Origin of the sequence: Nonomuraea sp. NPDC049646 (assembly GCF_044465525.1) — a bacterium.
In the GTDB taxonomy this organism is placed as follows: Bacteria; Actinomycetota; Actinomycetes; order Streptosporangiales; family Streptosporangiaceae; genus Nonomuraea.
The window spans coordinates 532,083-544,111 of sequence record NZ_JBITLU010000003.1 but is presented as its reverse complement, the minus strand read 5'-3'; the positions used below and the strand labels follow the sequence as shown (position 1 = coordinate 544,111).

Below are 12,029 nucleotides of genomic sequence, written 5' to 3'. Positions count from 1 at the left end.
CCTGTGATGACCGCCGACCGTCACCGTCCCGGCTACGTCCGGCGCGCCCTCGGGCGCGCGCTGCTGCGGTACGCCGTGGCGGCGGCGGTGGCGGCCGTCGTGATCGCGGTCTTCTGGCTGACCCGGGCCTGACGTCCGGGTTGTGGCAAGGTTGGGTAAGCGCCGCGCTACACAGGTGATCACCGGGTAGGTCCCCGATCACGGGGAAGGGACCTGTATGGCAACTCGGCACACCCATCAGGAGCATCTGGGCCACGTCGTCTTCATCACCGCGGCGGCGGCCATCGGCGGGTTCCTGTTCGGCTACGACAGCTCGGTCATCAACGGCGCGGTCACCGGCATCCAGCGGCACTTCGACGTGGGAGCGGTCCAGATCGGCTTCGTCGTGGCCATCGCGCTGCTCGGGTCCGCGCTCGGGGCCTGGATCGGCGGCGGGCTGGCCGACCGGTGGGGACGCACCCGGTCGATGCAGGTGGCCGCCGGCCTGTTCACCGTCAGCTCGATCGGGCAGATGCTGCCGTTCGCCATCTGGGACCTGGGGCTGTGGCGGGTCATCGCGGGCTTCGCGATCGGCATGGCCTCGGTGCTCGGACCGGCCTACATCGCCGAGGTCGCGCCGCCCGCCTACCGGGGGCGGCTGGGCTCGTTCCAGCAGCTCGCCATCGTGCTCGGCATCGCCGTCTCGCAGCTCGTCAACTACCTGATCGCCGAGCTGGCCGGCGGCGACGTCAACAACCGGCTGTGGGGGCTGCAGGCGTGGCAGTGGATGCTGGGCGCCTGCGCCGTCCCGGCCCTGCTCTACCTGCTGTTCGCCTCCACCATCCCCGAGTCGCCGCGCTACCTGATCATGTCGGGACGGTCGCGGAAGGCCCGCGAGGTGCTGGCCGAGGTCGAGGGCGAGGACGTGGACCTCGACGCCCGGATCGCCGAGATCCAGCACGTGCTGCGGACCGAGCGCGTGCCGGGGCTGAAGGACCTGCGCGGGAGCGCGCTCGGCCTGCTGCCGATCGTCTGGGTCGGCATCATCCTGTCGGCGTTCCAGCAGCTCGTCGGCATCAACGTGATCTTCTACTACTCGTCGGTGCTGTGGCAGTCGGTGGGCATCAACCAGAGCAACTCGCTGCTGATCAGCTTCTCCAGCTCGATCATCAACATCATCGGCACGTTCATCGCGATCGCCCTGGTCGACCGGATCGGGCGCAGGCCGCTGCTGCTCGTCGGCTCGGCCGGCATGGCGATCGCCCTGGGCACCGCGGCCTGGGCGTTCAGCGCGTCGCGGGAGGTCGGCGGCGTGGTCTCGCTGCCCAGCCCGCAGGGGCCGATCGCGCTCGTCGCGGCCAACGTGTTCGTGCTGTTCTTCGCCCTGTCGTGGGGCGTGGTGGTCTGGGTGCTGCTCGGCGAGATGTTCCCCAACCGCATCCGCGCCGCCGCGCTCGGCGTCGCCGCCGCCGCGCAGTGGATCGCCAACTGGCTGATCACCGTCTCGTTCCCGGCGCTGTCGGAGTGGAACCTGCCGCTCACCTACGCCATGTACGCCCTGTTCGCCGCGCTGTCCTTCCTCTTCGTCACCAAATGGGTCAAGGAGACCAAGGGCCGCAAGCTGGAAGACATGGGCTGACCACGCCGCGGAGTGGGCTAACCTCCGGCACGTGCTTGTCGACGTGCTCGGTCCCGGCCTCAACGTGCTCTTCTGCGGCATCAACCCCGGCCTGATGTCGGAGGCCACCGGCCACCACTTCGCCCGGCCGGGCAACCGGTTCTGGCCCGCGCTGCACCTGTCCGGCTTCACGCCGCGCCTGCTGGCCCCCGCCGAGCAGCACCTGCTGCCCTCGTACGGGCTGGGCATCACGAACATCGTCCCCCGGGCCAGCGCCAAGGCGGCGGAGCTGACCAGCGACGAGCTGGTCGCGGGCGGCCGGCGGCTCGCGGGGAAGGTGGCCGAGCTGGGGCCGCAGGTGCTGGCCGTGCTCGGCATCTCGGCGTACCGGACGGCCTTCGCGCGGCCCAAGGCGGTCATCGGCCCCCAGCCCGAGCAGGTGGGCGGGGCCCGCGTGTGGGTGCTGCCGAACCCGAGCGGGCTCAACGCCCACTGGACCGTCGCCACGATCGCCGGGGAGATGGCCCGCCTGCGCGCCACGCTGCGCCCCGGCCCGGAAACCGACGGTCTCTGACCTGCGCTTGTAGACGGATCCAAGTCACGCACAAGCCTTGATCGCTAGATACGTACCCGGTTCGTTGTGTCTTCGCACTGGGGGGTCTGGTGGCAAGCCGGCGATTGTCGCGCGTCTTCTGCGCATTGGCGTTGTTAACGGGTCTGGTCGCGGCCGTGCCGCCACCGGCCGCCGCGTCCGCGGCACCGGACGCCGAGACCGCGGCGCTGCTGTCCGCGGTGGAACGGTTCACGGCCGCGGGCGGCGGCCTGGCCACGCTCGGCCCGATGGGCGAGCAGTTGCCGTTCGTCGGCCTGGTGCCCGGCGGCGAGGACGCCCTGGGCCTGGGCGACCTGTTCCAGGTGGCCGTCCACGACAGGCTCAAGGACCTCACCACCCTGGACGACCTCCAGGACGAGTACGAGCTGTCCGGCCCCCGCGCCGGAAGACTCCTGGCCAAGGCGGGCACCCAGAACGGGATCAGGCGCCTCGACCTGACCCTGGAGGTCACCAGGACGGCGGCCGGCCGCCCGATCTCCGTCAGCAGCGCCCAGCCCAAGGTCTCGCTGACCACCTCGGGCGGCGTGGACGTCACGCTGAAGCTCACCGCCAAGCTGCCCTTCGCCTACGACCCGGCCACGAAGTCCGCCTGGCTGGCCAAGGACGCCGGCCTGACCGTGCGGGCCGAGGGCAGGCTCGCCGCCGGGGCCAGGCCCACCGCCGCCTTCGGCATCCTCGGCGTCGACCTCTCGGCGGCCTCGACGCTCTCCGTCGACGCCGAGTTCGCCGCCACCGCCGCCGACCCGGACGGCAACGGCCGGCTGGACACCTCGGAACTGGGCTCGCAGAGCCTGTTCGCCTTCGCCCGCAAGGGCTCGGCCGCCGCCAGGCTGCAGGTCACCGCGCAGCCGTTCGCCGGCGCCCAGGTCGAGGGGGCCGCCGCGACCATCGACGCGAGCTGGCCCGACCTGGCCACCGGCGGCCCCGCCGTCAGCGTGACCCAGGCCGACCTGGACCGGCTCGGCCGCTTCCAGACGCTCACGCCCAAGGACCTGCTCGACGGCCTGACCCACCTGGCCAACGCGATCACCGCCGCCCAGCGCGCCCGCTGGGACGGGCAGGGCGACCTCGACCTGCCGTTCATGCGCGGTTCGCTGGCCGACGCCGTGCAGGTGTCGGAGGCGATCCACGCCTTCGCCGCCGCCAGCGTGGACCGCAACACCGGCCGGCCCACCTTCACCTCCATCCAGGACCTGCTCGCCGCGCTGGGCAAGGCTCGCGGCCTGCCCGGAGGCGCGATCATCAAGGTCGCCGACGCCGGGTACGACGACGCCGCCAAGAAGATCGCCTTCACCGTCGTCGTGGACCGGACCGTCAACCCGGCCCCCGAGCCGCTCAACCCCGCGGGGCAGACCGTCAGCGGGACCGGGACGGGCGTCACGTACGCGGCCAGGACGCTGCGGCACGCCGGGCAGAAGTGGACGCCGGGGCAGTTCGCCGGGCGCACGGTCACCGCCGGAACGTCGAGCGGAATCGTGGCCGACAACACCGCCGACACCGTCACCCTCGCCGAGGAGGGATGGCGCGGCGGCGTGCCCGCCGCGGGCGCGCCGTACCGGATCTCCGCGAACGACCCCATGATCGGGCAGATCGCCTTCGGCGACACCTTCAAGGCCGCCGCCGGGCTCGACCGCGCCAACGCGACCGCCGCCGTGGCGGGCGTCATGCGCGGCTACCACGCCTCGGCCACGGTCGTGCTCGACCTGAGCGACCCGGTGACGGGCCAGGGCTGCGCCCAGCGGCCGGACGGGCAGCAGAAGGCGTGCCCGTACAAGCACGTCAACGCCGACGGCAGCGCCACCGTGGTGAACGAGCTGCCCAGGGCCGCGGACCGGATCATGCTGCGGACCGGCCGGGACCTGTTCGGCGCCCGCGTGTCGGTGCTCTCCTCGGTCAACGTCAACGCCGTCGCCGGCTACCTGGGCGTCCAGATCACCGGCGACCTCACCATGGGCAGCAGGAACGGCGGCGACCTGGTCAAGGTCGGCCTCAAGGACATCGGCGACGTGCCGCTGACCCGGCTGTTCGAGCGGCTGGCGAGCAAGCCGGGCGACGTCCTGACCTCCCAGGTGGACGCGGTGGCCAAGGCGCGGCTCACGCTGGGCGTGCCCGGACTGGCCGACTTCTTCGGCGGCAGGGTCTCCGGCGAGGTGGAGATGCCGGACCTCGGCAAGCCCGCCGCCGTCAGCTTCCGCGGCTTCGACCAGATCGGCAGGGTCAAGGACTTCGCCTTCGAACCCGACAACCCGCAGGCGCTGTTCGGCGCGCTGATCAAGTCGCTGGGCGCGGTGGCCACGTACCTCGACGGCGTCAAGGGCAGCGGGCCGGTCAACGAGGCGATGACGGCGAAGCTGCCGCTGCTCGGCCGCTCGCTGTCCGACCTGGTGGCCGCGGAGGAGATGGGCTCGGGCCCCGGCGTCGTCTACGGCGACGGCGCCTGCGGCAACGAGAACGCCTACGTCACCGACCCCTCGCGCACGTTCACCCAGGCGCACGTCGGCCGCCGGGTCGCCGTCGGCACCCGGGTGCTGACCGTCGCGACCGCGTGCGGCGAGCACACGCTGTCCTTCGCCGAGAAGTTCGGCCAGGCCGTGCCCGAGGCGGGCGCCGCCTACGCGCTGCGCTCGCCGCTGCGGGACGCGATCGACCGCCTGACCGCCGCGCCGCCGGACACCGTCCAGGCGCTGGTGGCCGAGCTGAACAAGGCGCTGGGCGGCCAGGTGCGCATCGGCTACGAGGACGGCGCCCTGCGGCTGTCGCTGGCCTACGACAAGAAGGCGGCCGTGCAGGAGCCGCTGCGCTTCGCCTTCGGCGACAGCAGCCTGGTCGCCGCCAAGGGCTCGGCCACGCTGGACGCCGCCGTCGAGGGCGAGGTGCGCCTCGGCCTGCGGGTGGCGCTCAAGCGCGGCTTCGACGCGGCCCGCGACCTGCTCATCGAGACCGACTCCGGCCTCGACCTCCAGGCGAAGGCGCAGCTCGACGGCACGGTCAAGGCCGACGTCGGACCGCTGCCGCTGGCGATCGGCAAGGAGGGCGACGACCCGCTGCAGGCCAGGCTCGGTTACGGCGTGAGCCTGCGCTACGGCGGCGAGTCCCAGGACGCGGTCACCCCCGCCGCCTTCTTCTCCGGGCTCGACCTGGCGCTGAACGAGACGAGCGACCCCGTCGCCTGCGACCGCGACCCGCATCGCGACGACACCGACCTGGCGCTGTGCGCCGTCCTGCCCGCCTACCTCAACGGCGCGCCGCTCACCGCGGACGGCAAGCACGCGCTCGTGCTGCGGCTGCCCAGGGCAGCGCCGCTGGCCGAGATGTTCGACCTGTCCAAGAAGCTGCCCGGCGACGTGAACCGGCTGGAGCTGCCCTCCTTCGACTTCTCCACCCTGCCTCCGGGCCTGGAGCTGGACTGGACCAACCTGGGCGACGGCATCGACCGCTACCTCACCGCCCTGGAGACCGGCATGCGCATGGCCTCCGGCAAGGGCCGGCTGCCGATGGTCGGCGCCGACCTCCAGCAGGGGGCCGACTTCGTCGGCGCCAAGCGCCAGGGGATCAAGGCCGCCCTGGCCAAGCTGCCCAACGGCGGCAAAGTGCCCACCGGCGGCGACCTGCGCACCTGGTACAACGACGAGCTCGCGCCCAAGGTCGGGCCCGGCGTGCAGCCGGTGATCACCTGCCTGCAGGCGCCCGTCCCCGACCCCGCCAAGCCCGAGGCCTGCGACGCGGCCAAGGGCGCCGAGCTGACCGGCATCGCGTTCAAGGTCAGCGTCGGCAAGGGCGACGTCGATCCCGAACGGGGCTGCGTCAAGGACTGCCTGGGCGTGGAGCGGCCGCTGGACGTCGGCGTCCCCGGCCTCGCGCTGAAGCAGGGCGCGGGCAAGGGCGTACGGGCCGAGCTCGGCTGGCACGCCGAAGTCATGGTGGGCCTGGACCGGACCAGCGGCTTCTACGTGGACGCCGGCGAGGCCAACCGGCCGCGGGCGACCGTCGGCGTGAACGTCTCGCTGCCCGAGGAGATCAAGGCCAGGCTGGCGATCCTCGACATCACGCTCAAGAACCGCGAGCAGAACGCCCCCGACCTGTTCGCGGGCGCCTTCACCATCGGCTTCAAGCCGGTCGGCCGGATCGGCCTGGACCAGCTCGCCGACGCCGGCGGCCTGGTGGAGACGTCGTTGAACGCCAAGGTCGCCGTGGACTGGCGCTTCAAGGTGACGGCCGGCTCGGCCATGTTCCCCGGCCTGTACGGCGACTTCGACCTGGACTGGGACCTCACCAAGGGCGGCCCGCCCGACCCGGCGAACCTGAACATCGCCTTCAACAACGTGAACCTGGAGGCCGGGGACTTCTTCCGGAGCGTCCTCGGGCCGGTGGTGACCCAGGTCAAGAAGGTGACGGACCCGGTCAAACCGGTGATCGATCAGCTCTACGCGCCCATCCCCGTGCTGTCGGACCTGAGCAGGGCCGCGGGCGGCGGCGAGGTGAACCTGATGACGATCGCCAAGAAGTACAACACGGTCGCGGGCGGCGGCACGACCAAGTTCATCGAGCGGATGATCGAGGTCGGCAGGCTGGTCACGTCGCTGCCCGACTGCCAGGGAGAGCTGCACATCCCGATCGGCAGCTTCACCGTGGCCGGTGACCGCGCGCTGGACACCGAGAACTCGCCCGACGTCGCCGACTCGCTGATCAAGGACGTGGCCCCCGCCACGGACGACCTGTTCGCCGCGCTCGACCAGGGCGCCCGGTCGTGCGGGAAGGGCAAGGCCGCCACTGCCGACGCCCAGGGGCCGATGGAGCACTCCGCGAAGGCGGGCTTCAGCTTCCCCGTGCTGCAGAACGCCGGACGGTCGATCTTCAGCCTGCTGATGGGCAAGGACGTGGAGCTGGTCGCCTTCGACTCCGGGCCGCTGCGCCTCGGCTTCTCCTACAGCCAGTCCTTCGGCCCGGTCTGGTCGCCGCCGCCGATCATGGTGGTCATCTCCGGCACCGCCGGGGTCGAGGCCCAGATCAGGGCGGGCTTCGACACCTACGGCATCCGCAAGGCGATCGAGCAGGGCAAGGTCGACCTCCAGGTCCTCGACAGCCTCTACCTGAAGACCACCGACGACCAGGGCAGGCCGCTGCCGGCGATCTCCCTGACCGGGCGGCTGGAGGCCGGCGCGGCGGTGGACGTGGTGCTGGTCAAGGCGGGCGTGAGCGGCGGCATCTTCCTCACCGTCGCCATGAACTGGCTCGATCCCACCAACGACGGCAAGTTCCGGTTCTTCGAGTTCGCCGACGTCCTGCTGCGCAACCCGCTGTGCCTGTTCTCGCTGGACGGCGAGCTGAAGGTCTACCTGAAGGCCTGGGTCGAGGTGGGCATCTCGATCTTCAAGAAGCGGTTCGACTGGACCATCGTCGAGGCCAAACTGCTCGACTTCTCGGTCCGGCCCAAGTGCGACGAGGACCCGCCGAAGCTCGCCACCGAGGCGGGCGACGCCCTGGTGCTGCACGTCGGCCCGATGCGCAAGGCCAGGGGCGGCAGCACCGCCAAGCCGGGCGACGACGCCGAGCAGTGGACCGTCAGCCAGCTTCCCGGCGACGAGGGCTTCGTGGTCAGCGCGCTGGGCGTGCGCGAGGAGCACCGCGCGTCCGGCCTGACGCGGGTGCTGGCCGACGGCCGGGGCGCGAAGGGCGCGCTGCGGCTGGTCTTCCAGGGGTACGGCGACGACGCCGCCGGAGCTCACCCGTTCGACCGGACGGTGGTGGCGTTCGGCGGCGACGGCGACGACCTGATCCTGGCCGGCGCCGGCCGCAACGTGATCGACGGCGGGAAGGGCGACGACCAGATCACCAGCGGCGACCAGTACGACGGGCCCGCCGCGATCGTGGCCGGCGGCCCCGGCGACGACTGCGTCACCATGGGCGGCGCGGGCGGCTGGGTGGCCGGTGACGGCCGCCTGACCCCCGCCACCCGCAAGGTCGGCGACGTTCAGGTGGCCGACTGGACCGGCGACGACCTGCCCGGCGCGCCGGACGACGGCCCGGCCGACGGCGGCGACCGCATCGCGGCCGGTCTCGGCGAGAACCGGCTGTACGGCAACGGCGGGAACGACACCATCGCCGTCGCCTCCGACAGCCCGCTGGCCGCCGCCGACCCCTCGCCGCGGTTCCGCGCGCAGCCGAGCCTGCTGGTCGGCGGGCCCGGCGCGGACACCCTCACCGGCGGCTCGGCGGCCGACGAGATCTACACCGGGCCGCGCGAGAAGATCGACCGCGACGAGGCGGGACCCGCCGACTCCGGGCCGAACTACGTCGACACCGGCGCGGGCGCCGACAAGGTGTACGGCGGTCAGGCCGTCGACCTGGTCGCCGGCCACTCGGCTCCCGGCGAGGCCGTGCAGATCATCGGCGGCGGCGGGGACGACGTGCTCGCGGGCGGCCACGGCAAGGACGACATCTCCGGCGGCCCCGGCGACGACTGGGTGATCGCCGAGCCGTCCGACGTCGGCGAGGCCCAGGGGCGCGACGACTTCGGCCCGGCCAGGCAGGTGCGTCACCTGCCGCTGCCGGCGGGCGTCCAGCCCTCGGCCAAGGAGCTGTCCGGCGGCGACGGGAACGACCACGTCATCGGCGGCGACGGAGGCGCGACCGTCTTCGGCGACCGCCGGCGGGACGAGCCGTGCGAGGAGCACGACGGCGACGCCGACGGCCGGGACCTGATCATCGGCGGCGCGGGCAAGGAGACCGTCTCGGCCGGCGGCGGCGCCGACCGGGTCGAGGCCGGCGGCGGCCAGGACGTGGTCTGTGGCGAACGCGGTGACGACCGCCTGGCCGGCGGCTCGGGCGACGACCGGGTCTCGGGCGGCTCCGGCGACGACACGGCGCTCGGCGACGACGGCGCCGACGAGGTGACCGGCGGCTCCGGCGACGACACCCTGTACGGCGGCGCGCACGACGACACCGTCGTGGGCGAGTCCGGGCAGGACCGGGCGTTCGGCGGCGACGGCGACGACCTGGTCATCGGCGGTACCCGCACGGCGGGCAAGGACGACAAGGGCGACTTCCTGTACGGCGACGCCGGGGCGGACGAGCTGATCGGCGACAACGGCGCCGCCGACGGCCCGTTCGACCTCGACGGCACCCCGGAGGAGGCCGGCGGCCCGGACGTGATCCACGGCGGCGACGGCCCCGACCGGGCCCATGGCGGGATCGGGTCCGACGAGGTGCACGGCGACGCGGGCGACGACCACCTGGAGGGCGGCGTCGGCGGCGACGAGGTGTACGGCGAGGCGGGGGAGGACGAGCTGGTGGGGGGCGCTGCGGGCGCGTACCCGGATGGTGGTGACACGCTGCTGGGCGGCGACGGCCCGGACGTGATCGCCGCCGACAACGCCAGCCTGACCGCCACCCCGCCCCCTGGGCCCTCGGGCACCCCGTCGGCCGCCCCCTCGGGCACCCCGTCGGCCGGTCCGTCGGGCACCTCGCCCAGCCCCTCGCCCAGCTCCTCGGGCGCTCCGTCCGAGGGGCCGTCTGGGGGGCCGTCTGGGGGGCCGTCGGCTACTCCGTCGGCCACCTCGTCGGGCACACCGTCGGAGAGCCCGTCGTCCACGGGAGGCCCTTCTGCGGGGCCGTCTGGGGCGGGGAGTCCTTCGGCTGCGCCGTCTGCCACGGCGGCCTCGGGCGGTGAGCCGGCGGCTGACCCGGCGACCTCGGTCGCCGTGCGGCCGGGGCAGGCGGCCGCGCATCAGGTGAAGCTGCTCGCGGGCGGCTTCGGTCCGGACGTGGCCGATGGCGGCGCGGGCAACGACGCGATCTTCGGCCAGGGCGGCCCCGACCGGCTGCGCGGCCAGGAGGGCGACGACTACGCCGAGGGCGGCGCGGGCGTGGACTGGGTCGAGGGCGACCAGGGCGACGACGACCTGGTCGGCGGCACCCACACCACGGCCGCCGACGCCGCCGACGCGCTCTACGGCGGCCCCGGCGATGACGTCGTGGCCGGCGACAACGCCGTGGTGACGCTGACGGGCACCCCGGCCAGGGCCACCGTCCGCATCGGCTCCGCGGGCACCCCGATGACCCCGCGCGCCGTCACACTCCTGGCCGCCGACGCGGGCGAAGGCTCGCGCAAGGGTGCCACCGAGGGCCCAGGTGACGGCTCAGGCGAAGGCTCGCGCAAGGGTTCCACCGAGGGCTCAGGTGACGGGGCAGGGGCGGATCGGGTGTCCGGTGGGGCCGGGGTGGACGTTCTGTGGGGGCAGGGCGGGGACGATCAGCTGTCCGGCGGCGGCCAGGGCGACTACGCCGAGGGCGGTGACGGCGCGGACCAGATCCGCGGCGACCTGCCGCTGACGGCCGAGTCCGCCCACACCACCACGCGACCGCTGACCGACCCCGGCTGGAGAGGCGACCCCAGCGGCGCCGCCGACCTGGAGGGCGACGACGCCCCCGGCCAGGACGACCTGATCGGCGGCTCGGCCAGGCAGGCCGCCGCCGACGGGGCCGACGCGATCGAGGGCGGCGGCGGCGCCGACGTCCTGCTCGGTGACAACGGCTCGCTCGTCCGCACCGTGACGGGCGACGCCGAGAAGGTCTACACCGAGCGCTACCCGGCGGGCCAGGCGCCAGCGGACGCGACCCGCGTACGCGGCCACGACCCGGCCCTGCCGGGCGGGTCGACCAGGTTCTGCACCCAGGCCCAGGCCACCTGCGAGCCGGCCGGCTCCTACGGCGCCGACCACCTGTACGGCGACGACGGCGACGACGCGCTGTGGGGCCAGGACGGCGACGACACCCTGCACGGCGGCCAGGGCGACGACGACCTGTTCGGCGAACTGGGGGACGACGACCTGTCCGGCGGCGCGGGCGAGGACGCCATGCTCGGCGACCGCGGCGGCGTGCTGAACGAGCGCCTCGACGCCGCCGACGCCCAGCGGCTCGGCTTCACCGTCAGCCTCAACGCCCCGCCGAAGGAGACCTACAAGGGCTTCCAGCCCGGCACCTACGACCGCCGTACCGACCTGCTGCACGACACCGACGGCGACACCTGGACGTCCGCCGCCATGCCGCACGACGGCTTCGCCAAGGGCGGCGCGGACCGCATGCGCGGCGGCCCCGGACGCGACAGCATGCACGGCGGCGCCGGTGACGACCTGGTCAACGGCGACAGCGGCGGCGACGAGGTGTTCGGCGGCGACGGCGACGACCTGCTGTGGGGCGGAAAGGGCTGCGACCCGGCCCTGGACGCCGCCACCGCCGACTGCCTGACCGGCGGCGCGTTCGACCCGGCCGCCCGCGGCACCGGCGACCGCTTCGTCGACCACGTCTTCGGCGGCGCGGGCGCGGACCTGCTCGACTACAACCCGCGCGGTTCCTACCCCGGCTCGTGCGCCCCCGGCAAGATGCCGGAAGGCGAGCTGACCACGGTGGTGGACCCGTGCGCGTGGTTCCGCATGACCGACAAGGACAACGCCGCCACCGCCGACGACCAGCACCACCAGGGCGTGGACTGGCAGTACGGCGGCGCGGACCGCGACGTCCTGCAGGGCGACCGCACGGCCAACGGGCCCAACCCCGGCGACAAGATGATCGACTGGAACGGCGGCTTCAACCTCTACACCCACTGCGGCCCGGCCAACGGCGGACACAACATCGTCCGCCAGCACTCCCCGGCGATGCTCGACTTCCTGGCCAGGGTGGCCTGGGGCGCGGGCGCCGGCCGCACCCTCGGCGACGCGTCCGGGGTGCGCGAGGTGGCCGTGCCGGCCTCGGGCGACAGCGGTTCGCCCTATCCCACCTCACCTGGCCACTTCGACTCGCCCGTGGCCTGCGCGGGCTGAT

General features: G+C 73.6%; 4 protein-coding genes. All 4 read left to right on the top strand.

Annotated elements, in window-relative coordinates:
* Positions 1-6 precede the first annotated feature (6 nt).
* The 4 genes from ACIBQ8_RS11525 (at position 7) to ACIBQ8_RS11510 (ending at position 12,028) form a co-directional block, all read left to right on the top strand.
* Positions 7-132, top strand: a complete 126-nt coding sequence (locus ACIBQ8_RS11525; protein ID WP_397176435.1) for a hypothetical protein — start codon at positions 7-9, stop codon at positions 130-132.
* 85 nt (positions 133-217) lie between these two features.
* Positions 218-1,618, top strand: a complete 1,401-nt coding sequence (locus ACIBQ8_RS11520) for a sugar porter family MFS transporter (RefSeq protein WP_397191864.1) — start codon at positions 218-220, stop codon at positions 1,616-1,618.
* A 31-nt stretch (positions 1,619-1,649) separates the two neighbouring features.
* The gene (gene mug, locus ACIBQ8_RS11515) at positions 1,650-2,171 is read left to right on the top strand and encodes a G/U mismatch-specific DNA glycosylase (RefSeq protein ID WP_397191863.1); all 522 of its coding nucleotides are present in this window, start codon (positions 1,650-1,652) and stop codon (positions 2,169-2,171) included.
* A 155-nt stretch (positions 2,172-2,326) separates the two neighbouring features.
* Positions 2,327-12,028 carry a hypothetical protein gene (locus tag ACIBQ8_RS11510; RefSeq protein ID WP_397191862.1) on the top strand — a complete coding sequence of 3,234 codons (9,702 nt, stop codon included), beginning with the start codon at positions 2,327-2,329 and terminating at the stop codon, positions 12,026-12,028.
* The last annotated feature ends 1 nt before the right edge of the window (position 12,029 follow it).

Excerpts from the sequence above, each read along its gene's own strand:
- ACIBQ8_RS11525 (WP_397176435.1), top strand. The coding sequence starts at position 7 with ATGACCGCCGACCGTCACCGTCCCGGCTACGTCCGGCGCGCCCTCGGG.
- ACIBQ8_RS11520 (WP_397191864.1), top strand. The coding sequence starts at position 218 with ATGGCAACTCGGCACACCCATCAGGAGCATCTGGGCCACGTCGTCTTC.